This is a genomic window from Chitinophaga oryzae (genome assembly GCF_012516375.2).
GTDB lineage: Bacteria > Bacteroidota > Bacteroidia > Chitinophagales > Chitinophagaceae > Chitinophaga > Chitinophaga oryzae.
This window is the reverse complement of record NZ_CP051204.2, coordinates 779,202-805,799: the sequence shown is the minus strand read 5'-3', so window position 1 is coordinate 805,799 and position 26,598 is coordinate 779,202. Positions and strand designations below refer to the sequence as shown.

24 protein-coding genes and 1 tRNA gene are annotated in these 26,598 nt (G+C 49.1%); 10 read left to right on the top strand and 15 right to left on the bottom strand.

Going from position 1 to position 26,598, the window contains the following annotated elements; all coding sequences use genetic code 11:
• Positions 1 to 154: 154 nt before the first annotated feature.
• The gene (locus HF324_RS03375; RefSeq protein ID WP_168861902.1) at positions 155 to 3,016 is read left to right on the top strand and encodes a TonB-dependent receptor; all 2,862 of its coding nucleotides are present in this window, start codon (positions 155 to 157) and stop codon (positions 3,014 to 3,016) included.
• 23 nt (positions 3,017 to 3,039) lie between these two features.
• Positions 3,040 to 3,951: a sulfite exporter TauE/SafE family protein gene (locus HF324_RS03370; protein ID WP_168861901.1), complete on the top strand. Its 912-nt coding sequence runs from the start codon at positions 3,040 to 3,042 to the stop codon at positions 3,949 to 3,951.
• 51 nt (positions 3,952 to 4,002) lie between these two features.
• Here the strand turns inward: HF324_RS03370 and HF324_RS03365 are convergent, their stop codons facing one another.
• The 7 genes from HF324_RS03365 to HF324_RS03335 form a co-directional block, all read right to left on the bottom strand.
• Positions 4,003 to 4,998, bottom strand: a complete 996-nt coding sequence (locus HF324_RS03365) for a 2-hydroxyacid dehydrogenase (protein WP_168809512.1) — start codon at positions 4,996 to 4,998, stop codon at positions 4,003 to 4,005.
• Between the two features lie 117 nt (positions 4,999 to 5,115).
• Positions 5,116 to 6,516 carry a class II fumarate hydratase gene (gene fumC, locus HF324_RS03360; RefSeq protein WP_078669210.1) on the bottom strand — a complete coding sequence of 467 codons (1,401 nt, stop codon included), beginning with the start codon at positions 6,514 to 6,516 and terminating at the stop codon, positions 5,116 to 5,118.
• Positions 6,517 to 6,564: 48 nt separating this feature from the next.
• On the bottom strand, positions 6,565 to 7,341 hold the full coding sequence (locus tag HF324_RS03355) for an enoyl-CoA hydratase/isomerase family protein (protein ID WP_168861900.1): 777 nt from the start codon (positions 7,339 to 7,341) through the stop codon (positions 6,565 to 6,567).
• 45 nt (positions 7,342 to 7,386) lie between these two features.
• Positions 7,387 to 8,571, bottom strand: a complete 1,185-nt coding sequence (locus tag HF324_RS03350; RefSeq protein ID WP_168809508.1) for a S41 family peptidase — start codon at positions 8,569 to 8,571, stop codon at positions 7,387 to 7,389.
• A 22-nt stretch (positions 8,572 to 8,593) separates the two neighbouring features.
• Positions 8,594 to 9,337: a porin family protein gene (locus HF324_RS03345; RefSeq protein ID WP_168861899.1), complete on the bottom strand. Its 744-nt coding sequence runs from the start codon at positions 9,335 to 9,337 to the stop codon at positions 8,594 to 8,596.
• A gap of 108 nt (positions 9,338 to 9,445) precedes the next feature.
• The gene (locus HF324_RS03340) at positions 9,446 to 10,249 is read right to left on the bottom strand and encodes a hypothetical protein (RefSeq protein WP_168809504.1); all 804 of its coding nucleotides are present in this window, start codon (positions 10,247 to 10,249) and stop codon (positions 9,446 to 9,448) included.
• Positions 10,250 to 10,341: 92 nt separating this feature from the next.
• Complete coding sequence (locus tag HF324_RS03335) at positions 10,342 to 10,761, bottom strand: cobalamin B12-binding domain-containing protein (RefSeq protein ID WP_078669215.1); 420 nt, start codon at positions 10,759 to 10,761, stop codon at positions 10,342 to 10,344.
• A gap of 94 nt (positions 10,762 to 10,855) precedes the next feature.
• On the opposite strand from HF324_RS03335, the gene HF324_RS03330 reads away from it, so the two are divergent.
• Positions 10,856 to 12,526 carry a glutamine--tRNA ligase/YqeY domain fusion protein gene (locus tag HF324_RS03330; protein WP_168861898.1) on the top strand — a complete coding sequence of 557 codons (1,671 nt, stop codon included), beginning with the start codon at positions 10,856 to 10,858 and terminating at the stop codon, positions 12,524 to 12,526.
• Between the two features lie 102 nt (positions 12,527 to 12,628).
• On the opposite strand, the gene gltX is transcribed toward HF324_RS03330, so the two are convergent.
• Positions 12,629 to 14,158, bottom strand: a complete 1,530-nt coding sequence (gene gltX / locus HF324_RS03325; protein WP_168861897.1) for a glutamate--tRNA ligase — start codon at positions 14,156 to 14,158, stop codon at positions 12,629 to 12,631.
• Between the two features lie 102 nt (positions 14,159 to 14,260).
• On the opposite strand from gltX, the gene HF324_RS03320 reads away from it, so the two are divergent.
• The gene (locus HF324_RS03320) at positions 14,261 to 14,884 is read left to right on the top strand and encodes a polysaccharide deacetylase family protein (RefSeq protein ID WP_168809498.1); all 624 of its coding nucleotides are present in this window, start codon (positions 14,261 to 14,263) and stop codon (positions 14,882 to 14,884) included.
• A 54-nt stretch (positions 14,885 to 14,938) separates the two neighbouring features.
• Here HF324_RS03320 and HF324_RS03315 read toward each other — a convergent pair whose 3' ends face one another.
• Positions 14,939 to 15,832: a hypothetical protein gene (locus HF324_RS03315; RefSeq protein WP_168861896.1), complete on the bottom strand. Its 894-nt coding sequence runs from the start codon at positions 15,830 to 15,832 to the stop codon at positions 14,939 to 14,941.
• A 101-nt stretch (positions 15,833 to 15,933) separates the two neighbouring features.
• Here HF324_RS03315 and HF324_RS03310 point away from each other — a divergent pair, with 101 nt between their 5' ends.
• The 6 genes from HF324_RS03310 to HF324_RS03285 all read left to right on the top strand — a co-directional run bounded on the left by HF324_RS03310 (position 15,934) and on the right by HF324_RS03285 (position 21,067).
• Positions 15,934 to 16,704: a TatD family hydrolase gene (locus HF324_RS03310; RefSeq protein ID WP_168809494.1), complete on the top strand. Its 771-nt coding sequence runs from the start codon at positions 15,934 to 15,936 to the stop codon at positions 16,702 to 16,704.
• 41 nt (positions 16,705 to 16,745) lie between these two features.
• Positions 16,746 to 17,786 (top strand): asparaginase, encoded by a 1,041-nt coding sequence (locus HF324_RS03305; RefSeq protein WP_168809492.1) that lies wholly within the window; start codon positions 16,746 to 16,748, stop codon positions 17,784 to 17,786.
• A gap of 147 nt (positions 17,787 to 17,933) precedes the next feature.
• The gene (gene aqpZ, locus HF324_RS03300) at positions 17,934 to 18,626 is read left to right on the top strand and encodes an aquaporin Z (RefSeq protein ID WP_168809490.1); all 693 of its coding nucleotides are present in this window, start codon (positions 17,934 to 17,936) and stop codon (positions 18,624 to 18,626) included.
• Between the two features lie 90 nt (positions 18,627 to 18,716).
• Positions 18,717 to 18,803: transfer RNA gene (locus tag HF324_RS03295), tRNA-Ser, on the top strand.
• 431 nt (positions 18,804 to 19,234) lie between these two features.
• Positions 19,235 to 19,927 carry a hypothetical protein gene (locus HF324_RS03290; protein WP_168809488.1) on the top strand — a complete coding sequence of 231 codons (693 nt, stop codon included), beginning with the start codon at positions 19,235 to 19,237 and terminating at the stop codon, positions 19,925 to 19,927.
• Positions 19,928 to 19,954: 27 nt separating this feature from the next.
• Complete coding sequence (locus tag HF324_RS03285) at positions 19,955 to 21,067, top strand: hypothetical protein (RefSeq protein ID WP_168809486.1); 1,113 nt, start codon at positions 19,955 to 19,957, stop codon at positions 21,065 to 21,067.
• Between the two features lie 101 nt (positions 21,068 to 21,168).
• On the opposite strand, the gene HF324_RS03280 is transcribed toward HF324_RS03285, so the two are convergent.
• From HF324_RS03280 to HF324_RS03255, 6 genes are all read right to left on the bottom strand, one after another.
• A complete protein-coding gene (locus HF324_RS03280) occupies positions 21,169 to 22,776 on the bottom strand; it encodes a recombinase family protein (protein WP_168809484.1) in 1,608 nt (535 codons plus the stop codon).
• Positions 22,777 to 22,958: 182 nt separating this feature from the next.
• A complete protein-coding gene (locus tag HF324_RS03275; protein ID WP_168809482.1) occupies positions 22,959 to 23,261 on the bottom strand; it encodes a hypothetical protein in 303 nt (100 codons plus the stop codon).
• A gap of 107 nt (positions 23,262 to 23,368) precedes the next feature.
• The gene (locus HF324_RS03270) at positions 23,369 to 24,334 is read right to left on the bottom strand and encodes a hypothetical protein (RefSeq protein ID WP_168809480.1); all 966 of its coding nucleotides are present in this window, start codon (positions 24,332 to 24,334) and stop codon (positions 23,369 to 23,371) included.
• A 34-nt stretch (positions 24,335 to 24,368) separates the two neighbouring features.
• Positions 24,369 to 25,172: a DNA adenine methylase gene (locus tag HF324_RS03265; RefSeq protein WP_168809478.1), complete on the bottom strand. Its 804-nt coding sequence runs from the start codon at positions 25,170 to 25,172 to the stop codon at positions 24,369 to 24,371.
• A 139-nt stretch (positions 25,173 to 25,311) separates the two neighbouring features.
• Positions 25,312 to 26,133, bottom strand: coding sequence for a hypothetical protein (locus HF324_RS03260; RefSeq protein WP_168809476.1), 822 nt, complete (start codon positions 26,131 to 26,133; stop codon positions 25,312 to 25,314).
• A gap of 67 nt (positions 26,134 to 26,200) precedes the next feature.
• Complete coding sequence (locus tag HF324_RS03255; RefSeq protein WP_168809474.1) at positions 26,201 to 26,596, bottom strand: hypothetical protein; 396 nt, start codon at positions 26,594 to 26,596, stop codon at positions 26,201 to 26,203.
• Between the last annotated feature and the right edge of the window lie 2 nt (positions 26,597 to 26,598).

Genomic DNA, 26,598 nt, shown 5'->3' with positions numbered 1-26,598 from the left:
TGTCTACTAATTCTATAGACTATATGGCTTTAAAAACTGTACACACCATGTTGTTACATCGATGTTGAGGCTTTTACATCGCGGCTTTCCGGCGCTCCCTACCATTTTTATCACCATTCAGGATCTATATAAATGTTATAACTTTTACCACATCATGCAAAAGTTCTTACCAATACTGGCCAAAATCCTCATTTTGGCACTGGTATTCACACCAACCCTATCAAAGGCACAACTCAACGGCTCTTACGTCATCGAAGGCAAAATCACGGACGATCGCAGCGCCGGCCTGCCAGGCGCTTCTGTACAGATAAAAGGCACGTCGTTCGGCACTACTACCGACAGCACGGGCCGTTTTCAGCTGACCACCAACACGCGTTTCCCCCTGAAACTGGTGATCCGCCTGATTGGCTATCAGCCACAGGAGTTCGAGGTAAAAAACAGCAACAGCAAAGTAGCCATACAACTCTTCACCCAGTCACTGCTGGTCAACGAAGTGGTGGTATCCGCCTCCCGCCAGCAGGAAAAACTGCTGCGCTCACCGGTGGCCATCGAAAAACTCGATATCCGTGCGCTGAAGGAAACACCGTCATCTACCTTCTACGACGCACTGGGCAACCTTAAAGGCGTACAGATGACCACCGCCGGCCTCACCTTCAAAGTATTCAACACCCGCGGTTTTAACGTGCCCAACAACTTCCGCTTCATGCAGCTGGTAGACGGCGTGGACAACCAGGCGGCTACCCTCGGCGTTCCCCTGGGTAACGCTATCGGCCCTACGGAGCTGGACATACAGAGCGTGGAAGTCACCCCCGGCGCATCTTCCGCTCTGTATGGCATGAACGCCATCAACGGCATGTCTAACCTCGTCACTAAAAACCCGTTCGATTACCAGGGGGTCAGCGTATATCAGAAAATAGCGTTCAATCATTTCGATGGCAAAGGCAGCAGCCCCAAGCCACTCACAGAAACGGCCATACGCTACGCCCAGGCATACACCAAATGGTTCGCCTGGAAAATCAATGCCAGTTACATGCAGGGCACCGACTGGTACGCTGACAGTCACGATGACTTCACCCCGCAAAGCAAGATCAACCCCGACTTTCCGCAGCTCAGCGGTGAAAACAATATCGCCGCCGACAACTGGAACAAATATGCCGACCAGGGCAACATCTCCATCACCGACAAAGATGGCCGCGCCTATACCGTGCACCGTACCGGCTACTGGGAGAAAGACCTCGTAGGCGACTACACCGTACGCAATACCAAAATAGACGGCTCCCTCAATTTCCGGCTGCCCAACAAAATTGAAATATCCCTCGCCTCCCGCTGGGGGCAGATGGACGGCTTCTTTCAACGCGGCAACCGCATCGGCCTCAGAGGCGTCACCGTTTCCAACCACAAACTGGAAATAACACACCCCGATTTCACCGTACGCTCTTACATTTCTATCGAGAATACCGGTAAATCCTACAACATGAACCCGCTGGCGGACAACCTGGAGAAGTCTTTCAAGTCGGATAAAACATGGCAGAAAGATTATACCACCGGTCTCAACAACGCCCTGACACAGGGGGCAGACCTGGTGGCCGCGCATAAAGCCGCACGCGCCTTCGCAGACGCCGGCCGCTTTGAACCCGGCACCGCCGCCTTTGAAGCGCAGCGCGATAAAATCAAAACCATCAACGACTGGGATATTTACCCCACTTCCAAAAACCCCGCAAACACCAGCGGCGGCGCCGCGCTCAAACAAATGAGCCGCTTCTATCACACAGAAGGCACCTGGAACCTGCGCAAATACATCCACTTCGCAGATGTGCTGGTAGGCGCCGATTACCGCACCTACGAGATCATCCCCGACGGCAACAACTTCGTGGATTTCACACTGCCGCTCGACAAACGCAACCAGGAAGGCGGTAAACATATCTGGTACGGCAAAGTGGGCGGCTTCGCACAAATCAGCAAGTCCTTCTTCCATGATGCGCTGAAGCTGACCGGCTCCCTGCGCTACGATAAAAACGAACAGTTCACCGGCAAGGTAAATCCCCGTATCGCCGCTGTATATACCGTAAAAGACAAACACAATTTCCGGGTGTCCTGGCAAAACGGCTTCCGCTTCCCCTCTCTGTTTGAAGCCTTCTCTTTCGTGAACAACGGGCAGGTGCGGCGTGTAGGCGGCCTCGCCTTTATCGAAGAGGGGCTGGGCTACTTTAAAAACTCTTATCTCACTACTTCCGTAGACGCTTTCAACGTAGCGGTCAACAAAACCATTAATGCGGAACATATCAGCAAAGAAGCTGCCGCCGCCAAAAACGCCGGTGTGCTGAAAGTTGCCAACCTCGAGCCCATCGTGCCGGAAGAAATCACTTCCTTCGAAGCAGGGTATAAAGCCGTACTGCTGGACAATAAGCTGTTCATCGACCTCGATGGTTATTACAGCTCCTATAAAAACTTTATCGGCCAGATTGAAGCCGTAGTACCGCAAACCGGCAATGTCAATTCACCGGATGCCGCAGTGCTGAACCAAATGCTCGACAAATCGTTGCAGAACCGCTACCGTGTATGGGCCAACAGCAAATCTACGGTTAACAACTACGGCTTCGCCGCCGCGGTTACGTACGACATTTACAAAAATTACACGGTGAGCGGTAATGTGAACTTCAACAGGCTGACGCAGGATAAAACCAAAGACGATGCGCTGGTACCAGGTTTCAACACCCCGCAGTGGTTTACCAACATCAGTGTCGGCAACCGTAACCTCTTTAAAAATATAGGCTTCAACGTTGTATGGCACTGGCAGGATACTTTCTACTGGCAGAACCTCTTCGGCAATGCTGACGTGCCGGCATACAGCACCGTAGACGCGCAGGTCACCTACCGGGTGCCGAAGATCAAAACATCTTTCAAACTGGGCGCCTCCAATCTGCTGAATACAGCGTACTTCCAGTATGTTGGCGGGCCTACCATCCGTGGTTTGTACTACCTCACCATCACCTATGACAACGTGTTCAAAAAATAGTTAACGATTTAAAAAGCACCAGCATGGAAACATCGATCAGTACACTTTCCGTAAAACAACAGGGCCGTAAATGGCAATGGTGGCATACCGCAGGAACGGCGGTCGTTACTATAGCCCTGCTGGTGCTGCTTTTTCCTTACCTCACACCGGAAGCCACGCAAGTGAAAGTTCACGACTTCCTGGGCACTGTTTTTACCACTGAAATACTTTTCTATATCGCGGCCGGCCTGTGCGCCCAGTTGGTGGATGGCGCACTGGGCATGGCCTATGGCGCTACCTCATCTTCTTTATTACTGGGCATGGGCGTATCGCCTGCTGTGAGCAGCGCCAGTGTACATGTGGCGGAAGTCTTTACCACCGGCGCATCCGGCTTTTCACATTTTAAACTCGGGAATGTCAACAAAAAGCTGTTCCTGTGTTTACTGATACCCGGAATGACAGGCGCCATCACCGGCGCTTACCTGCTGGCCGACCGGATCAATGGAGATCTTATCAAACCCTATATCAGCGTATACCTGCTGGTACTGGGCGTTATCGTTATCCGGAAAGCATTCCGGCGTCATCAGCGTAAAGCCAGGACCAAAAGGCTTGCGCCGCTGGCCTTCGCCGGCGGGTTTATGGACGCTGTCGGCGGCGGCGGATGGGGCCCGATCGTGACCGCCACCTTGCTCAGTAAAGGCCGCGCGGTACACTATACCATCGGCTCCGTCAATGCCGCAGAGTTTTTCATTTCCCTTTCCAGCGCCATTACCTTCCTGTTCTTCACCGGCATCAGCAGCTGGCAGGTGATCATCGGACTCGTTACCGGAGGTGTGATCGCCTCCCCGTTTGCCGCTTTACTGGTACGTAAAATCAAACGCAAGCCCCTGATGATACTGGTGGGCACGTTAATAATACTGCTTAGTCTCCGTACGCTTATCGGGCTCCTGGGTTAACGCCAGGGCTACGTTATTTTAGCTGTTTTGAAGCGAGAGTAGCCCAGGGCTTCAGCCCTGGGTTATTTCATTTTTGAGGATTTCATTTTTTCCGAAGGCGGTGATATTAGCCAGCGTTGTTTCCGCGATCTGCGTGAGCGCTTCCCTGGTAAAGAATCCCTGATGCGCTGTTACGAGCACGTTGGGAAAAGTAGTGAGGCGCGAAAGCACATCGTCCTGGATAATAGTGCCGGAGAAATTCTGGAAGAAGAGTTGTTCTTCCTGTTCATACACATCGATGCCGAGCGCACCGATATGGCCGTCTTTCAGCGCTTCCACCACGGCTTTGGTATCTATCAAACCGCCACGGCTGGTATTGATCAGCATAACGCCGCGTTTCATCCGGTGAATCGTATGTGCGTTGATGAGATGCCTGGTATCCTGTGTCAGCGGGCAATGCAGGGAGATAATATCCGATTGCTCCATGATGGCCTCCGGTGATACATAGGTCACGCCGGCTTCCATCAGGTCTTTGTTGTTGTAAACATCATGTGCCAGTACTTTGCAGCCGAAGCCCAGCATGATACGGCAGAATACTGCGCCGATATTACCGGTACCGATGACGCCTACTGTTTTTCCATACACATCAAACCCTTCCAGTCCGCTTAATGTAAAGTTATTATCACGTACACGGTTATACGATTTATATAACTTCCTGTTTAGCGCCAGCAGCAATGCAACCGCATGTTCGGCTACCGCGTGCGGAGAATAGGCCGGTACGCGTACGACCCTGATGCCTGCTTCTGCTGCGGCTTTGAGGTCTACGTTGTTGAAGCCGGCGCAGCGGAGCGCGATCAGCCTGATGCCTTTTTCCTTCAGCAGTCGGATGACGGCAGCATCGGCTTTATCGTTCACAAAAATGCAGACGGCAGTTTCATCTTTGATCAGCGCGGTATTGTCTTCGTTGAGCGGGTATTCCAGGAAGCGGAAGTGATGCGTATTACCAGGGTTAGCCTGATTAAAATAAGTAATGTCGTAGGGCTGGGTACTGAAGAAAAGGATATTCATAAATTACGGATTACGAATTACGAATTACGAATTGGGAATTCGTCATCAGACAGGCCATTCATGGATGGGCCCAGGACAGCCCCTAATTCGTAATTCGCAATCCGTAATTCGCAATTATTATTTAATGTCGCCGACCATGTTACCGGGAACTACCCACTCGTCGAATTGTTCGGGAGTTACGTAGCCCAGTTTCACTGCCATTTCCTTCAGTGTGGTACCTTCTTTATGTGCTTTCTGTGCGATTTCTGCCGCTTTGTAATAACCAATTTTGGTATTGAGGGCAGTCACCAGCATCAGGGAGTTTTCCACGTGTTTGCGGATGTTGGCTTCGATCGGTTCGATGCCTTCAGCGCATTTGTCGTTGAAGCTCACGCAGCCTTCGCCGATGAGGCGGGCGGAGTGCAGGAAGTTATAGATCATCACCGGTTTGAACACGTTGAGTTCAAAGTGCCCGTTGGCGCCGCCTACGGAGATAGCTACGTCGTTACCCATTACTTGTGCAGCGATCATGGTGAGGGCTTCACATTGGGTGGGGTTTACTTTACCGGGCATGATGGAAGATCCGGGCTCGTTGTCCGGGATGTGGATTTCGCCGATGCCTGCGCGGGGGCCGGAGCTCAGCATACGCACGTCGTTGGCGATTTTCATCAGGCTTACTGCTACTGTTTTGAGGGCGCCGTGGGCTTCCACGATGGCGTCGTGGGCAGCCAGCGCTTCAAATTTGTTGGGAGCAGTCACGAAAGGCAGTCCGGTCAGTTTGGCGATGTGCGCCGCTACGTTTTCGGAATAACCTTTGGGGGTATTGATACCGGTACCTACGGCGGTACCGCCGAGGGCCAGTTCACTCAGGTGAGGCAGCGCGTTGTTGATGGCTCTCAGCCCGTGGTCGAGCTGGGCCACATAGCCGCTGATTTCCTGTCCGAGGGTGAGCGGTGTAGCATCCATGAAGTGGGTGCGGCCGATTTTCACCACATGTTTGAAAGCTTCTGCTTTTTTAGCCAGCGTGTCGCGCAGTTTTTTAATACCGGGGATGGTTGTTTCCACCAGCATTTTGTACGCCGCGATGTGCATAGCGGTAGGGAAGGTATCGTTGGAGGATTGTGATTTGTTCACGTCGTCGTTCGGGTGCACGAACTTGTCTTTATCGGTGAGCTGGCCACCGTGGATAACGTGCGCGCGGTAAGCCACCACTTCGTTCACGTTCATGTTGGACTGGGTACCGGAACCTGTTTGCCATACTACCAGCGGGAACTCGTTGTCCAGTTTACCTTCCAGTATTTCATCGCACACCTGGCCAATCAGATCGCTTTTTTCTTTGGGCAGTACGCCTGCGTCCAGGTTGGTGAGTGCTGCCGCTTTCTTCAGGTAAGCAAATGCCCTGATGATTTCTTTAGGCATTCTGTTGATGTCCTGGGCGATCTTGAAATTCTCAATGGAGCGCTGTGTTTGAGCACCGTAATAGGCGTTTACAGGCACCTGTACTTCACCCATTGTGTCTTTCTCTATTCTAAATTCCATGGCTTAAGCTTTTATGAATTAATGCAGCAAAAGTAAAGCGTTCTGCTATTATTCGCCCTTAAAATTTGCCTGTCTTTTCTGAATAAAAGCTTCGGCGCCCTCCTGCAGGTCTTTGGTAGCGAAACAGGCGGCAAATTCCCGTATTTCGGTTTCCCAGCCGTCTACATCCTTATCCAGGGCGGCGTTTACGCATTTCACCACGCGGGCCACGGCCAGCGGGGCTTTGGTCTGTATTTTCTGCAGGATGGCGATGGCTTTGGGCAGTAGCTCTTCCAGCTTCACCACATGGTTTACCAGCCCCCATGCCAGGGCCTCTGCGGCAGTGAGCATGTCTCCCGTCATCATCAGCTCTGTGGCCTTTCCTTTGCCAATCAGCTGGGTAAGCCGCTGGGTGCCGCCATAGCCGGGGATCAGGCCCAGGTTCACCTCTGGCTGGCCGAATCTGGCGTTTTCGCTGGCGATACGGAAATGGCAGGCCATGGCCAGTTCGCAGCCGCCGCCCAGCGCAAAGCCGTTGACAGCTGCTATGATAGGCTTAGGAGAGCATTCTATCCGCTGAAACACCACATGGCCGCTTTTGGCCAGCTCTTCGCCCTGTTTGGGGGAGAGGGTCAGGAATTCGCTGATGTCAGCACCGGCTACAAAGGCTTTCTCGCCGGAGCCGGTGAGAACGGCCGCTTTGATGTCTTTGTTCCGGTAAATTTCGTCGATCACCAGGCCCAGTTCTCCCATCATCCGCTGGTTGAGGGCGTTCATCTTTTCCGGGCGGTTGATCGTCACGATCAGAATATTATTATCCAGTTGCGTGGTTAATGTCTGGTACATGGGCCTTCTTTTTTTAGTTTATCAATATTAAGCAATATTCGATAACTAACGAATCAGGCTCAGGGCTGCCTCCAGTTGCAGGTCGCGGCCGGCGCGCAGTGCCGCCGGATTGTACGGCACGGCCCTGTCCGGGGAAAATCCAACTCCCTCATACACATTTCCGTCGATGTATTTGAACACAAGGGAAGAGGTATATACCAGGTTGAGCCAGCCGGTGCCGAACTGGCCGCCGTTATAAAATTTATTACCTGTCAGCGGCCCGTTGGCGCCCCAGGTGCGCTCTCCCACAAAATGCCCGTTGGGCAGGGCTTTTACGGCCATGGTGGTTATTTCCGCCATGCTGACCGACCATGCATCTGCCAGCATCACAATAGGGACGGTGATAGCTTTGGCCCCGGTCTGCGGCGTCACATAGGCGGGCGCCCATGGAGTGTAGTCCAGCCTTCCGTTGCCCAGCTTGGAGCGGGTATAACCGAAATGGACCGGCTGGGTCACCATTTTTCCCAGCAGGAAGTTCAGATCGTCCAGACTGCCGCCGCCGTTGCCCCGCACGTCGATGATGATGCCTTTCAGATCGTTGCGCTGGGCCAGATTATCAAAAAAATACTGCTCCACCCGTTTTACACCGTTCATGGTGTCGGTATTGAAAAGCGTTTTAAGGTTGAACCCGCTGAAGTACAGGTACAGGATATTCTGATTGATGGTACCGGAAACGGCCACATACTGGCGGCCGTCGGGCGTATTGGTAAACCCGCGGCGGCCGGCACTGAGATAGTGCCTGGGAATGGTATCATAGAAATGGAAGATGCTGATGCGGGGATGATAGCCAGCGCTAGCACGCTTCCGCTGGTAGGCCGGGTTCACGGAATTGGAGTCTGCCAGCCAGGTGTCTGCAAAGTCAATATTGTAATGGGAATCCACCAGCCCGGCCGTCATCTGCTTAAAATAAGTATAGGCCTTACGGACATCGTTGGAGTCATTGATATTCAGTTGGGCGAAGAGGGGCTTGTAGGTGCGGTGCACCCGGTCCCAGTCGACCGTATCAATATCCCAGAAAACATAATTATTGTTCATGCCGGTCCAGAAGGCATCGAACACTTCGTTGAAATTGGCGCTGACGTAGTCCTGCGGTTCATTCAGCTGTGGCAGGTCTTTCCGGCAGGCGGCAGTCATCAACAGTATTATCATCAACAGGGGCAGTATATAGCTGACAGGAGATTTCATCTTCATAAAAATTAATGGTGAGCAACATTTATTCGGCATCGCCGTGGAACAGGTGGCGAAGGTTGAACAGGCATCCTGCCTGCAGTACGTAGGTATCGTTATACCGGGGCACCTGGTTGATCATGTAATTTTTCTGTTGGTCTGTGAGCGAATAGTAATAGCGGGCTTCGGCGAAAAAGCGGAAACGTTTGTGCAGCAGGTATTCCACGCCGCCACCGGCAACGAGGCCCCATTCCATCCGCCGGTCGCGGCGGCTGTCGAAAGTGTACTTTTCGTCGTAATGGTAAGCGGTATTATACCGGAAAAAATCCGAGGTCTGCTCATCGTCCGGCACGTCCGGGTTACTGCTGAACACGTTGGCCATAGCGCCTTTAACACGGCCGCTGATCCAGTAGGCGCCGTAACCGCCGGCATTCACGAAGCCTCGCAGCTTTTGTCCGCCAAAGGAAAAATGCGCCATCAGCGGCAATTGCAGATAGCCGTTGAGGTTATACTGGTAAATGCCGTCGAAGAAGTGATCACGGCGCAGCTCATAACTTTTGCGGATATACGATGGGTCCGCCTGTATGGCCAGCCAGTCGTTGAAGCGGTATTGCAGCACCAGGCCGGCCGTAAAGCCGCTGTACTGGTGATACTGCGTAAAAGCGCGATAGCCGGCGTTGGTATGTACATAGTTATTGACATACCCGCCGGAAACACCGATTTCAAACTGTGCCCGGACGGTGTGGGTTAACAGGAAAAAGGTGGCAAAGAGGAGTAATTGTTTCTTCATAAAGCCTTTGTTTGAGGTTTTTTTTCGGTTGATGGCTGCACATAAAAAAAATTCCGTAGCAAACCGGGGCCTGCTACGGAAATTATGAAGAAATAACGTTTCAGGGGCTTAATAGTTCACCTCTATCTCCGCTTTTCCGCTTTTCATTTTCATGTAGTGCCTTTTCCTGGGCACTTTAAAGTATTTCACGCCGTTGAAAGTATAACCCAAGGTGACAAATATCAGGTTGGCGTCTGTATTCCGGTAGGGGTATACTTTATTAACACCGGAGCCATAGCTGAAATCCCTGTTAAAGAAATTCTGCGGATAGTACTGCACTTTCACGCCGAAACCATGTACCCGGAGGCCGGCAAACAGCGATGGCATGATCAGCGGTGTACGGTCGCTGAACCATTCGTTGAATTTGTGTACTTTTTTACCATCCACAAATTGTTTTTCCTTGTAGTTGAAAGCCAGGTCCAGTTCTCCGCCGAAGAAGAAGAAATCGCCTCCGGTCACGTCGCCGATTTTAAACCCGATTGGTACGCCCAGCGTATACACCCGTTGTTTCAGCTTCAGGGAATCAGCTGGTTTGGAGATCAGTCCTATATTCTTGAATTCCAGGCCAGTAAACGCTCCGAAGTGGCGGGTAAAGTCCTTGTTGTAATTAACATGATAATTTAAAATGAAGCTGAAGCGGGGGATGTTGCGCATATGCTCCCCGTTCTGTTTCATGTCAGCAAAAGAGAGCATGCCCGACAGGCCGGAGGTAACATAGCTCTTTTCCCGCTTTTTAGGGTATTTGCCAAAGGAGATCGATATTCTGCTGTCGGCAGTCTTCTTCTGGTCCGTGGAATCTGTGTTTTCCTGAGCAAAGGCACTTACAGTGCATAACAGCAACAGTAACAGAGAAGGGTATAACTTGTATTTCATAAAAATGGCGGTTGTGGTTTCTTAGATTTCTGGTGATTTATACCCAGAAGACGACCCGCCCGTGGAAATGTTACGGCTACACGAAAAAAATTTTAAAAATTTCTGTGACCGGCCACCCAGGTGGTGATATAGTCGGAAATATCTTTGGTATGGGTGCCCGGGGGGAACAGTTTGCCCACGCCCATATCCTGCAGCTGCTGCATGTCCGCATCGGGGATGATACCGCCGCCGGTGAGCAGTACGTCGTTCATGCCCTTCTCTTTCATGAGCGCTATCACTTTAGGAAAAACCGTCATGTGTGCGCCGGAAAGGATGCTGATGCCGATGGCGTCCACATCTTCCTGGAGGGCGGCGTTGACCACCATTTCGGGGGTTTGCCTTAACCCGGTGTATATAACTTCCATACCGGCGTCCCGGAGGGCGGCAGCGATCACTTTGGCGCCACGGTCGTGGCCATCGAGGCCGACTTTAGCGACCAACACACGAACGGGGCGATTTAACTGGTTGACCATGCTTAAAAAAATTAAGGTCGTAAAGATAAGGATTAGCCGTAACTAAAAGCTAAGCGCTATTTTTGCTACCTTTGCAGACATATTTAATTTTTTTATGAGCGAAGAAAGGTCACTCAATTTTATAGAACAGATCGTAGCAGACGACATTGCTAATGGCGTCAACGGCGGACGTGTGCTGACGCGTTTCCCGCCCGAACCGAACGGCTATCTCCATATAGGACATGCCAAGTCTATTGCCGTGAACTTTGGCCTGGCCCAGCAATTCAATGGCAAAACCAATCTCCGCTTTGACGATACCAACCCTGTCACAGAAGACACCGAATACGTGGATTCCATCAAGGCGGACATCCGCTGGCTGGGCTATGAGTGGGACCAAGAACTGTATGCTTCCGACTACTTTGAGCAGATATATGAATTTGCGGTGACGCTGATCAAGAAGGGGCTGGCTTACGTAGAAGATGCTACCGCCGAGGAAATAGCGGCCAGCAAAGGCACGCCTACCACTCCCGGTACGCCTACGCCTGCCAGAAGCAGGTCTGTGGAAGAAAACCTGGACCTGTTTGCCCGGATGCGCGCCGGTGAATTTAAAGACGGCGAAAAAACCCTCCGTGCCAAAATAGACCTGGCGTCTCCCAACATGCACATGCGTGATCCCCTCATGTACCGCATCAAACATGCGCATCACCACCGTACCGGCGACAAATGGTGCATCTATCCGATGTACGACTTCGCCCACGGCCAGAGCGACAGTATCGAAAACATTACCCATTCCCTCTGTACGCTGGAGTTCATTCCCCACCGTGCACTGTACGACTGGTTTATCAAGGAACTGGAAATATTCCCCAGCCATCAGTATGAGTTCTCCCGTCTGAACGTGACCTACACGGTGATGAGTAAACGAAAACTGAAACAGCTGGTGGAAGAAAAATATGTGAGCGGCTGGGATGATCCCCGTATGCCCACTATCAGCGGCCTGCGCCGCCGTGGCTATACCCCTGCCAGCATCCGTCAGTTTTGTGAAAGGGTAGGCGTACAGAAACGCGAGCAAATGATCGACCTCGGCCTGCTGGAATTCTGCATCCGCGAGGAGCTGAACAAGACGGCCAACCGTGTGATGGCCGTGCTGGACCCGGTGAAGCTGATCATCTCCAACTACCCCGACGGACAGGTGGAAGAAATGAGTGCGGAAAACAACCCGGAAGACGCTTCTGCCGGCAGCCGTACCCTGTATTTCAGCAAAACCCTTTATATAGAGCGGGAAGACTTCATGGAAGAACCTCCGAAGAAATTCTTCCGGCTGGGCCCCGGCCTGCATGTGCGCCTGAAAAACGCCTACATCATCAAAGGGGAAAGCGTGGAAAAAGACGCTGACGGCAACATCACCACTATCTATGCCAGCTATCTGCCGGAAAGCAAGAGCGGCGGAGACCATAGCGGCATGACCGTAAAAGGCACCATTCACTGGGTGAGCGCCGAACACGCCGCCACCGCCGAGGTCAGACTGTATGACCGTCTCTTTAAATCAGAGAACCCGGCTGCAGAAGAGGGCGACTTCAAGGAATTCCTCAACCCGGAATCCCTGCAGGTGGTCAAAGAAGCGTACGTAGAGCCGGGCCTGTTACAGGCCAAAGCCGGCGACCGCTTCCAGTTTATGCGTAAGGGTTATTTCACGGTAGATCCCGACAGCACGCCTGACAAAGTGGTGTTCAACAGGACCGTTACCCTGAAAGACGCCTGGGCTAAAGAAAAAGGAAAAAACAATTAGGAATTACGAATTACGAATTACGAATTGAGGGCTCCCTTATAGAGCGGTTATTTAATAACCTTTCTAAATGGGAGCCCTCAATTCGTAATTCGTAATTCCTGGTTAGCCAAAAGCCGCTACGCCTTTGGCGATGCGGGTGCGGGTCTCGGTGAGGCCCAGCGTGGCAGCAATGTCAAATACGGGAGGGCCGAATTTACCGCCGGTGAGCATGATACGGAAAGGCAGCTGCAGCTCGCCCATCTTGATGTTCTTTTCAGCGGCGAACGCTTTGAAGCTGGCTTCCAGCTCCGGCGCCGTGAAAGCGGAAACATCGTCCAGCTTTGCGGACCATTCTGCGAAGAAAGCGGCTTTGTCGGCGTTCCACTTGGGCTTTACGGCAGCTTCGTCGTAAGCGGCGGGCGCTTCGAAGAAGAAGAAACCGTGGTCCCATATGTCGTTGACAAAGTAGCAGCGCTCTTTTACCAGTCCGGCTACAGTGGCCACATATTCAGGGGCCGCTTTCACGCCTTTTTCTTCCAGCACGGGTTCAAAGAGGCGGGCCAGGCTCTCATTGTCTTTATGGTGCAGGTACTGGTGGTTGAACCATTTCGCCTTTTCGTAATCGAATTTAGCGCCGGCTTTGTGTACGCGGTCAATGGAGAATTTATTGACCAGTTCTTCCAGGGAGAAGATCTCCTGTTCGGAACCGTCGTTCCAGCCCAGCATGGCCAGCATATTGATGAACGCTTCCGGCAGGAAACCCAGTTCGCGGAAGCCTTTGGTGAATTCGTTGGAACGCGGGTCAGTCCAGTTCATGGCATATACCGGGAAACCGAGGCGGTCGCCATCGCGTTTGCTGAGTTTACCGTTACCGTCCGGTTTCAGGATCAGTGGCAGATGCGCCCACTGCGGCATATCTGCCTCCCAGCCCAGGTATTTCCACAGGAGGATGTGAACGGGTGCGGAAGGCAGCCATTCCTCCCCGCGGAAGGCGTGGGTGATCTTCATCAGGTAGTCGTCTACCACCACGGCGAGGTGGTAGGTAGGCATACCATCCGCTTTCAGCAGTACTTTATCATCTACCTGGCCGGTGTTGATGGTCACCTCCCCGCGGATCAGGTCTGTAAAGGACAGCTCCTGGTCGGAGGGCATTTTAATACGGATAACGTGCGGTGTATTTTTCGCCAGCAGCTCCTGTACTTCCGCCTCAGAGAGGGAGAAGGAGTTGCGCATTTTTTCCCTGATCTTATGGTTGTACTGCGGCTGCGGGTTCTCAGGCGTTTTCATCCTTTCGCGCATGCTCTCCAGTTCTTCCGGGGTATCGAATGCATAGTAGGCGTGACCGGACGTCACCAGTTGCTCCGCATACTGGCGGTACAGCGGTTTACGCTCGCTCTGGCGGTAGGGGGCATAGGGGCCGCCTACGGCAGGGCTCTCGTCAGGAGTGAGACCGCACCAGCGCAGACATTCGTTAATATATTCTTCAGCACCCGGTACATAGCGGGTCTGGTCAGTATCTTCAATACGCAGGATAAAATCACCTTTATGCTGCTTTGCAAACAAATAGTTGAACAATACAGTGCGTACACCTCCAAGATGCAGGCCACCAGTAGGACTGGGGGCAAAACGCACTCTTACTTTTTTATTATCCATAGATCGCAAAGGTAAGGAAATAGCATTTAGATTGCTGTCATCCGCTTTACTGCTTTTTAACCTATCTTGCGGTCATCAGCTCACCGCTAAAAGTCAAAGCGCTTGTTCTATCTTACCAAAACACCCGGCATCCTGAAGGCTTTGTACAAAAGCTGCATCTGGGACCTTTCTCCGGCCAACAACACGGTATATCTGACCTTCGACGACGGCCCCCATCCGGAAGCCACGCCGTTTATCCTTGAGCAGCTGAAAAAATATGATGCCAAGGGTACTTTTTTCTGCATCGGAAAAAATGTGGTGGAGCATCCCGGTATTTACCAGCAGATCCTTGAAGCGGGGCATAGTACCGGCAATCACACCCATAATCATTTGAACGGCTGGAAGACGAGTACCGACAAGTATATCGAAAATATCCTCGAGGCCCGCAAATACATCGCCTCACCGCTGTTCCGGCCGCCCTACGGCAGGATCACGCCTTTCCAGGTGAAGCAGTTGCAGCGGACCGTTCCCGGCACCAAAATCATTATGTGGGATGTGCTGAGTGCGGATTTTGACCAGGCGATAGATGGGGAAGCCTGTGTGCAGAATGTGGTGTTTAAGATGAAGCCCGGGTCTATCGTAGTGTTTCATGACAGCACCAAAGCGTGGGACCGTATGTCTTATGCGCTGCCGCGGGTGCTGGAGTTCTGTAAGAAGCAGGGGTACCACATGGCCGCCATTCATTGACAAAAAAAGCCCGGAGCTGTAAGCCCCGGGCGACGATATATTGCACGAACGTCATTATTTTAAAGTCACTTCCCTTACTTTATCCCCGTTGATGGTGATGGTTGCTTTATCATCACATACGCCGTTGCCGTAATCGATCGTTGCAGACAGGCTGCCATAGGCTACCAACGCTTTTCCCTGGCTAACCCATTTGCAGGCGTTGGCTTTTAGGAGCGGTGTCTGGGAGGCGATGGTAGCGTTGCCGGCAGGACCGCCTTTTTCGTAGTTGATGGAAGCGTTCCCTTCAATGCTGTACACATTGTCGTTCGGAGTAGGGGTACCGGCGCCGGCGGTTTGTTTCACCGTTTTTTTGCTGGTATAACCTACGATCAGCGTGTCGCTGTAGCTGATGCGGCCACCGGTGATTTCGGTGGTGTATTGTATGCCGGTAGTGGCGTTATAGCTGATGCCGGAGATAGAATTTTTACCGGCAACCGGGATGCCGTTGTATTTATAGCCGTCAAGCTGGATGTCGATATGCGTATTGTTATTAAACAGCAGGCCGGTAAGGGTAATATACATTTTACCGCTGCGGGTGATGCCATAGTTATCGCGGCAGGCGTCTCCATAGTCGATGGTGATTTTTTTGGGCCATACGTTGGGATCGGCGCTGCTGATGAGGATGGAGGGGCACGCCGTCACGTTGGCGTAGTCTTCATAGTCAGCCTTACGGACGTTGCCGGCCACGTTCTGGTCCACCGCCGCGATAGCGGCCGTTTCAAACAGATCGCCATAGATGCCCTGCGCCTGCGCTTCGTGAGAAGCTACTACCAGGGTGTTGTTATCGTTTTCGTTATTGGACGCCGTATCGGTCGTCACTTCTTTTTTACAGGCGAAGAAAAGGGTTGCCACGCCTACGGCGGCGATGGTAACAGCCAGCACACGATTTGTACTGAAATAGCTTTTCATGGTATAGTTTTTTTAAATTAGGTTTTTCAGGATTTACCTTTGCGTAACTAAGGTACCTATTAAATATTATAAAAAATAAAAATTTAATAAATATTTTTATCATGTCTTGGATCGATACGCACGCCCATTTGTATTCGGATGAATTTCTGACCGACCAGCAGGAGATGGTGAAGCGAGCCCTGGACGCGGGGGTAACGACGCTGCTGCTTCCGAATATAGATGAATCCTCTATCACCGCCATGCTGAAGCTGGAAGCGGCGTATCCCAAAAACTGTTTTGCCATGATGGGGCTGCACCCCTGTTATGTGAAGCCGGACGTAGAGAACCAACTACGGCTGATCAAAGACTGGCTGATACACCGTTCCTTCCGGGCTATCGGTGAGATAGGGCTGGATTTTTACTGGGACAAATCATTGCTGGACCAGCAGTACCTGGCCTTCAAAGAGCAGCTCCAGCTGGCCCGGCAGTACAAGCTGCCAGTGTCTATCCATAGCCGGGAGGCCACACGGGAATGCATAAACGAAGTAAAAAAGTTACAGGACGGTAGCCTCAGCGGGGTATTCCATTGTTTCTCCGGCACGCTGGAAGAAGCGAAGGAGATCATCGACCTGGGATTTTACCTGGGTATCGGCGGGGTGGTCACTTTTAAGAAATCGGGGCTCGACCAGATAGTGGCTAACATTGACCTGGAGCACCTTGTACTGGAAACAGACGCGCCTTACCTTGCACCGGTGCCTTACCGCGGCAAACGGAACGAAAGTGCCTATATCCCGCTGATCGGCGAAAAGGTGGCAGATATAAAAAATCTAAAAATAGAAGAAGTAGCCGCTATTACCAGCAGCAATGCCCGGAAATTATTCAAAACGCTCTAACTGTTTAGAGGGTACCTTTGCAGGCAACTGGCAGTTAGACAATGAGTAAAATTCTGATAATCTACACGGGCGGCACAGTAGGCATGATCTACGATGACAAAACCAAAGCACTCCGCCCGATCGGCTTCAATGAAATAAGGAACAATTTACCGGAACTATACCGGATGGGTATCGATTTCTATGTGTATGCATTCAACCCGCCGATAGACTCCTCCGACATGCAACCGGAAATATGGGTAGAACTGGCCAGTATCATTGAAGACCGTTACGACCGTTACGATGGATTTGTGATACTCCACGGCTCAGACACCATGGCATTTACCGCCTCCGCCCTGAGCTTTATGCTGGAGAACCTGTCCAAACCCGTTATCCTTACCGGCTCACAGCTACCCATCGGTAAAATCCGTACCGATGCCAAAGAGAATATTATCACCGCTATGGAGATAGCCTGTTCGCGGCACAACAACGGCAGCCAGGCTTCGATGGTGCCGGAAGTATGTATTTACTTCGACTTCTCGCTGTTTCGCGGCAACCGTTCCAAAAAGTACAACGCCGAAAAATTTGAAGCGTTTTATACCATGAACTACCCGCAGCTGGCGGAAGCAGGCATCGACATCAAATACAAACAGCAATTTATACTGCCTACGCCGGCGGCGCCGCTGAAGGTACACAAGGAGCTGGAGACCAATATTACCGTACTGAAGCTGTTCCCCGGCATTACCCGCAGCGCCGTGGAAGCCATTCTCAGTGTTCCCGGCCTGAAAGGCGTGATCATGGAGACTTTCGGCAGCGGTAATACCAACACACAGCCCTGGTTTATCGAAAGCATCAAAAAAGTGATCAGTAACGGCGCTATCGTGGTGGACATCACGCAGTGCGACGGTGGTTCCGTGGAGCTGGGTAAATATGAAACGAGCCAGCACCTGGTGGAAGCCGGCGTGGTTAGCGGCCATGACATGACCTTTGAAGCAGCCGTGACCAAACTGATGTTTGTATTGGGGCAGGGGCTTTCCAGGGAAGAAAGCAGAAAAATGATAGAAACCTCGCTCCGTGGCGAGCTGACTCCGATAGAGGTATATTAATACGAATATAAAAGAGACTTAAAGCAGAAAGTATTGAAACAGTATACTTTCTGCTTTTTTATTGCAAATATTTTATTATATTTAATTATCAAGCCTATTCCATCCCTTACCTGGTTAGCGCTTTCTATCACCACAAAACTCCAAAGTATGAATGTTTCGTTAACGCAAAAGTTCATCGCAGAATTCTTCGGCACACTGGTGCTGGTACTGATCGGTTGCGGCAGCGCCGTTATCGCCGGCAGTCACGTAGGTCTTCTGGGCATTTCTTTTGCCTTCGGTCTGTCAGTGCTTACCATGGTATATGCCATCGGGCATATCTCCGGTTGTCACATCAACCCGGCTATTACCATTTCCATGCTGGCTACCGGCAAGATCTCCGGTAAGGACGCCGGCGCCTACATTGTAGCGCAGATACTGGGCGCCATTGCCGCTGCAGGTATCCTGTACTGCATGGCTTCCGGCAGGGCCGAATACACCCTTGCCGCTAACGGGCTGGGGCAAAACGGCATCGGCGACGCCTATCAGGACCACTACAACGTTACCAGCGGGCTGATCTTCGAGATCGTATTCACCGCTATTTTCCTGGTAGTGATCCATGGCGCCACCAGCAAAAACAATGGTAACGGCGCTCTCGCCGGCGTGGCCATCGGTCTCTCCCTGACCATGATCCACATCGTGGGTATTCCCATCACCGGCGTATCCGTAAACCCCGCCCGTAGCATCGGACCAGCCCTCTTCGTTGGCGGCGATGCACTGGCGCACCTCTGGATATTCATCGTAGGTCCTGTTGTTGGCGGGCTTATCGGTGGCTTCATCTGGAAGCTCTACGATAAAGCCTAAAAAAAACTTGGAAAATAAAAGTAAAGGATTATCTTTGCAACCCTGAAACGGAAGACTCAACCCCTTCAGTAACGTTTCAAAGATAATCACGGAGAAGTGCAGGAGTGGTTGAACTGGCACGCCTGGAAAGTGTGTATAGGTGAAAGCCTATCAAGGGTTCGAATCCCTTCTTCTCCGCAATACGGGAGTCCAATGACTCAAACAAAAGGCGCTCAAATATGAGCGCCTTTAACGTTTTGTATATCAATGCATTATCAACCCCTCCATTCTTTCTCATTTGGTTCAAAGTGACCATTTACAATAGGCAGTTTTTACTTTGAACCGGCTGGACTGAACTTAAATAACAATAGCCACAGTTATTTACCATCCCCTCCTCTAGCATATTTGAGTTTAAATATTCAAAGCCCTTTTAGATTTACTCTTAAGATGTGGTCTATTAACTTCTGCTCGGACAATCTTTCAATTTGGTCCCAATTCTAATTCCATAATTCTAACGATTATTGCAGTTGCCTTACTGCTTTGGTGATGCCTGAAATTTTATATATATTTAAAGAGTCCATGTAGTAGAAGAGTGGTCAGTTATAATTTAGTGCAAAAAATACCAATTTATGGCCGGACTTCCCTCCAAACACGTTTATGAAGAATTAAAAGCTCTTCATGTCACAGAACTCCATCACGCAAACAGTGTCGCTACCTCATGCCTGTTCTTACGTGAAAAATCTCTCCTCTCCCGAGGTACTGTAGAAAGAAGCGGTTTGAAACAAACTCCCCAGAAATCCGACAGCCAAGATAGAGTATATAGCATTTGGTATGATGTTTTCATGGATACAGTAGACATTCATAACAGGGCTAGTCGGTATAACGAATATGGGCCGGTCACCTTTGTCTTTGACGTCGACCTAATTCCTAAGACAAATACAGGGAAAATATGGGTCACAAAATGCAATCCGATGTATTGGGCTGGAAAAAGCGAAGGAAATAGATGGTTTCAAAATAAGCACGAGTTGTCTGAAGAATTTATTAAAGGAGACTTTGGACAAATGCTTGTATTCAGACACTGCGGAGGCGAATTACCTTTTGGACGTTTTTTAACCAGAATAGTTCTTGATGATCCTAAACTAAGAAATGAAGACGGCGTAGATTTATATAGTATGGCCTATGGGGGCCTTCGGGCTGCAATGTCAGAAAGCGGATTGAACATTCCTATCGAAAGACGAGATTGCAGTCTACGTTGTAAATGCAGAAAAGGTTATAAGGATGATGAGAATCGTACTTATCAAATGTTTGATCCCTTTTTATAACCTATTATCGAGAAAATAAAAAGTACTATGAATTTTTCCAACGAAGAGCTTTACGCAATGTATGGTCAATATGACACCAACATTCTCATAACCTTTAAATATGGATCAAATGCATTTAAGATTTTTGGCGCGACTTTAATGGGGACTATTGTATACACCCAACAAGAACGTGACGCACTTGAAATAAGCCTTAAAGAAAATCCAATTCCGAGAACAGACAAGAAGATACGCATACTTCCTTCACATGCAATGGAGGTGACCCAACTCCAATTTGAACAAGCCGAGCGATATGGAATTCTATGTAGTGAGATTATTGAAGTCTCTTCTTATAATTGGCCTCGAACAAACAGATTCACGGAGAAAAACAAAAAGGAAATTTCAATAACACACAACGTCGCCATAAATGCTCGTCGCGATCAGCTCAACCGGTTGGAATATGGCTTTCTTGAGAAAAGATATTCTCTTGGTGAAACCTTATCTCCCGAGGAGGTCAATAAATTTCTTGGATTAAGAAGTCATTTTGGCCTTGACATTAGCCAACCACCCTACAAAGATCTGGTGCATAAAAGTAGTGAGGTTCGATACTTTTCCCTTAATGCTAAAATGAATGCACTAACAATTAACGAAGAAGAAATGAAGGAGTTTGCAGGGATCATTGTTAGTAGATATAATGAGCGGGAGGAGCTAATCCATGAGGAACTAAAACGGTCCAACCTAAAATTAACTGAAATCGCAGAAAATTACGGAGATAAATTAAGCAATCTAAAAGACATATGCCACGGATTTTCTGAAGAAATAATTTTGTTCGGAGAAAAGCTGGTTTACTTAAACTTAGAACGCTTTTTACATATTTATGCAAGACATGTAACAGAGACACAGGTAGGAGGTCAATATGAAGGCAAAACCGTATTTCAATATAAGTACGAGGATATTATTCGTTTAATAAAAGCGGTGATTGAAACTGAAGCGGATGCAATTCAAGATCACTTTAAAAATAATCCTACCAAGGAATTCATAAGAATGGGTAAAAGAGCTGCATATTATGATGGGCATTATTATCGTATACAAATTCTCCCTTCAGGCCTATTAGACTCCTTCCACCCATATAATAATAATGAAGAAAAGGATAATGATAATTAATCGGAGCAGATTTTAGACAAAGACAGTATTGTTAATTCTCAGCAAAGATTCATGGCATAATTGGGGATCAACATTTATGAAATGAAGTATTGTTCCCATATCTATAGCTTTTTACTATGCTTTACTGAGGTACGATTTTTATTCAAAAGCGCAAAAATTCCTTGGAGGTGTCCAAGGATATTTGCTTTATCTGAATTACTTATTGATCGCGTATCCCAGATATTAGGAGGGTGCTCGACCTCGAGCACCCTATCCTCCTTTAATCTTGATAAATTGTGACCAAATGCCGGGTTAATCGTTTTGACCTTAAAATAACCTTTTTCAAAAATTAACTTTCCTGAAAAAATTTCCCTGATAAGTGCATGTTTCTGGCTAACACTTGAACGCTCAAAGATCGCCTGCAAATCCAGGAGATCAGGAAGAAATTTCATCATGTCAGACACTTGTTCACGTCCAATCCCCTGCAACTCTTTTATCTCTGCTGTTAATCGCATTCTATCCGTGGCAAACTTTGCTTGCCATTTTTTATAGGTGGCAGCGTTAATTTCGTCATTAATAAATTTAGCCTCGGTCTTTGTTAATTGTTCCTCTAACTTTTCAAGTGCCTGTTTTGAAGTATCAAGTCGCTTTTTATTGACAACAGCAATATGTGATACACCCTCCTCGACCATTTTTTTGATAAGATCTTTCTGCTGCTTGGTAAAGCTAAGGCCTCGTAGCAATTGCCCAAATTTTTCGTGTAAAAGGTCGCCGGGGATATTAATATTTCCATGTTTGATACAGCGGTAATACAGGTAATACTTGTTTCTGCCTTTTGTCCATCCAGCGGTCATGGGAGTGCCACAGCAGGAGCTGTGCAGTAAACCTCTTAAGGGGAACTCATCTTTGGGTTGAGATTTCTGAGGGCGCTTTTTCTGGATCATTTCATAAGCCCTCCAGAATTGTTCTTCAGGGATAATAGGTTCATGGAGACCTTTGACAAACCGCTCCTCCTCCGTATTGCTGGCATTAACGCGAACAAGGCCAGCATACAGTGGATTACTTAAAATACGGGGAATGGAAGAGTTACCCCTTTGTGGGAAACCCAGCGAAAGCACTTCTTTATAGATCAAATAAACAGGTATACCACTTAAATAATCTCTGAATATTTTTTTGACAATATGGGCGTTCGTTTTATCAACCTGGATAATCCCCCTTCCATTGGACCGTTTTTCATTCACATAGCCAAAAGGCGCCTGGTTCACATATCGTCCCTGCATTTGCGCTTGCCGAATGCCCATTTTTGCCCGTCTCCGAATAGTAAATAATTCCTGATTGGCGACAAGGTATTTAAATGCCCGTGACATAAATACCATAGGATCGTTCGTATCTATATCAAGGGACTCGTTCGTAGCAATCACCTTCAGATTAAATCTCTTCTCCAACTGATCAATCTTCATTAAGGCTTCCGGCAGATTCCGGCTGAACCTATCGTGATCCAGAACAATCAGGTAACGGACAGTCTTTTTGTGTTCTACAATGAATTTTTCCAGCGCTTTGTAATCAGGCCTGTCGAATGTATAGCTACTTTCACCATCGTCTACAAAGAGTGCTTTCAGTCCCACTTTGTTTCGCTCACAAAATGCTCTTATATGCTCCTCCTGGTATTCTAAGGAGTAATGGGATTGATCTTTGGTGCTTTTTCTAATATAGCCTATCGCTTCGTCCATAAGTCTCCTTATTGATTATCTCCACAATAATTGCAGCGACTAAACAGAGGAGGGCATGTTCAGATATAGAATTGTTGTTTATTTTCTCTGGATTCAATCCAGATTGTGATACTCTGACGTCATCATTATTCATAAACAGAAACATTGGTTAGCGATAAGCAAACTATTATGGTTGAAGACTGTCAGCTGTGATTGCAATTAAAAATCTTATTGTTTTCTATCCCATGCTTGCGTATATTTTCCTTTAACTCCACCCACAGACGGATGTTATAGTCGGCAAGTTCCATCAGCTCATCAGCCGTCAGGTTATTGGGATTGTTTACGGCAGATGGTTTTTCTTTTCCAGGCCAATTTTCCAAGGAAAAAACATTGGGTACGTAACACTCACCGATTTCAAGGGACGGACTAATGCCGATACAAATTCCGAATAGTTTTATCTTCTTTCCTGAAACGAAGGATAACACGCGTTTTTTTAAATCAGCCATAACCTAAAATTTTGTAGGACTATATATGGTTTCAAGGGGAGGATTACAATCCGTTACCACGTTGTTTTTAGAACTATAATTCAGGCTTAAGAATCTGGTGTGATCCATCACCGCTTGATACCTGTTGTTTTCTTTTTGTCTACCTTGGCTTTGGACTTTATTGGTGGCGCCTTTACTGTAGATTGCTGCTTTTTTGCAACTGGTTTAGGTACGTCAAAGGCAGTCCCTTTCAAATCTGTGAAACGTAATCCGGCGATCCTCGGGTCTATCCAAAGAAAGCCGGGCATATTTTCGCCCTTGTTTTCCATATGAGCCGGGATAAGGTGGCCCGAAATTGCCTTCTCCATATAATCTCTTTTTAGCACCGGCCTAACTGTTGCCGGAAGATCGTAAAAGCAGCGGCGAAAATCAAAATCCGGATAGGCAGCTAAAGCGCCACCTTCCTCCATCAGCCACTGGGATTGTAAAGGAGATAAAACGATGCCCATTTCATCCAGCACCGGCTTCAGCACAGCCCTGCCCTGTATGAGGTTGAAACCTTCCTGTAGGTCTATATCTGTTATCTGCCCGGTAATAGGAAAAGACATTTCTTTCACCACGGCATTGGAGGTAATGGGGAAAGAAACCGCCTGTTCCATTTGGGTATTTTTCCAGTACCTGCCCAAAAGCTCATCGATTACCGGCCGGGCCGTTTCATTTTCCCGCATCTCCATAAACCTTTGCAAGAGGACCTTTACGCCAGGGTTGTGGGTGATAGCCTCCTGGTTCCAGGGAATGAGTCGTAATACGTCCTCTACGTCAGCCGTATTGATATGTCCGGCCTTGACATGGGTGATCTCCGAAAATGAATGTACCTGCATTGTATAGGAGGAGATCTCGATTCCTTTACCCTCCCCCAGGTTGTGAAGGGAATAGTTGAAGCGGATCATTTCTGTATCCGTGGGGAAGTATTGGCCGTGGACATCCGCTTGTGGGGCTTCTTTCAGCTTTGGCAGCTGGGTTTCAAGCATACTGTTATCCAACCACAGTTCTTTAAGGTAGGCCACCAGCTCTTCCGGGTTTTTCGTTTTCATATAAAAATAGTTTGATATCAGTCTAATTAAGCGTTCAGGGAAGCGGGTAATTGGCCGTTACTACCTCTGTTTTTTCCTTTTGATTCCGGCTTTTTGTATTAACCGTAACCAGCATGGCCCGCTTCCTTTGATGCCATCCGAATTGTCGTACAAATTCATCCAGCATCGGGGACGGGTAAGAGGAAAGTAAGAATTTGCCCTTGATCCGGGAAAGGGATTGCAGCAGTGCCATGTAGTCAGCATCGGTATAGCCTTTATAATGCCCACAGTCGGAACCGACATATGGCGGGTCGCAGTAAAAGAACGCCTGATCATGATCCCGGCTCTGGATAACATAGAGGGCGTCGGCGCATTCGATTTGAACCCTGGATAAACGCTGAGGTATCTCCTCGGTAAAGGCAATCCTTTTGTTCTCGATCCTTTTGGAAGTAGTGTTATTGGTCTTGTCAAAACCGAATGGGCCATCCAGTTTGGAAGCGAAGCTCATCGCAGCAATCGTCCATATAGCCCAGGCTCTTTTTACCGGGTCAAACATATCCGGGTTTTGGTTGATCACCATGGCCTGACGGAAGGCATCACGGCTATGAAGGGTATCCTGTACCAGCTTATTAAGCCTGGCAAATTGTGTCTTGGCCACACGGTAGAAGTTGATTAGCTCTCCATTGGTATCGTTGATGACTTCCGATCGGGACGGTTCTTTGTGAAACAGTACTGCTGCACCGCCACAGAATGGCTCCCCGTAAAGGACATGTTCGGGTATCATAGAAATGATCCACGGCGCGAGTGTCTGCTTGCCGCCATAATAGGTCAATGGTGGTCTGATTTTTCTTGTTGTCATATCCATTCTGGAATTTTAGGTCCTTCCTTTATATTCTACGCTCAGGGCTTTAATTTGCCCGGCTTCCCGGGGCAATGGAAGCAGTATCTTTCTCCAATTCCATATCAACATAAAAATTAAAAATGATTGCCGTGACTGCCTATGGCTTTAATCCTTTAGATCTTGATTTTCCCCACTCAATCTTCTGCGGCTTTTTTTTTTCACCATCCGGCCGCTGCTCGGGTGCGGCTGCCGGAGCCTGCTGATTACTTTTATCAAGCTTCTGCCGCGGAATAGACACGGATTCCACCACGTTACCGGACAAATCGCGCAGGATGGCCCCCTGCTCCCTGGGATTGATGACGATGGTCCCGGTCTTTTGCTGGCCCCCTTCGAAATACTGTACCTGGGGTATATTGGCCTTTTTCAGCTTTTCTTCAAGGCGCTGGAGAGCTATGGTCGACTTCAGTTCCTTTATCGGCGTTTTAAATCGCTTCAGCGCCTCGACCGGAAGGAATGGCTGTCCCCCGAAATAATTCTGGTGATAGGTATTTTCAGGATAGTTGTTATACTGATCCTTTTCCCCGGTAATATCAATAGAGCGCCAGGTGTTGTACTTTTCGCCATCCTTACCGAAAAGATTTTTATTGACCGCCACATCCAGGCCGTGTTTCAGCATCCGGTACGCTTCCGCAGCGGTAATCATAAAACGGGCAGGAAATGTATGTTCCCTGATCTCGCCGGGCCGGTCTACGTTTTTGAGCAGCCCTGCGGTAAAGGAATTGAAATACACGGTATCATCTTTACCCCCACGGGCGAAATGAAGCTGGTAGCCCATCTGGTCGCCGTTCTTTAAGGTTACAAAGTGCTCGAGGGTGAACTCGGCATCGCCGGAATTGATCCTGTCGGTCAATTCAGCATTAAGCTCCGTACCGAAACCTTTGCGGTAGAGCTGTTCTTTAAGATTTTCCAGGTTGTCCATTCTTTTTCGTTTAAATAAATGAGCAAAACCGGGGCTGGTAATTATTTCACGAGAAGTAGCATCACGTCTACATCCGGCGGCACCTGTGGTGTCTGGCTATCCTTGCAGTAACCGTGTTGCGGCAGGCAGGCTTGCCCAACTCAATAATTGCGGGAAAGGTTATTCTCAGCTTCGACATGACCTCCTGCAAGGAAAGGTTCTCCGGGAAAATGCGGCCAAAAATTTCTACCCACTTTCCGCCTTGGTTCAACAGGCCTAAATACGCCGTAAGGGTCCTTCCTTTTTTATCGGTCGGGCTAAATTCAAAGCGGCAGCGCATCAGCCCCATTCCGGGTCGGGACGTATATAGAAGCAGTGGCGGCATCCTACCATATAGGTAGGAGGGCTCTGTCAGATGTGCCAGCTGCTGGTCGTTAAACCCCAACCGGAACAGGCTTTCCTTCAGCTGTTCGAAGCTTGCCATTG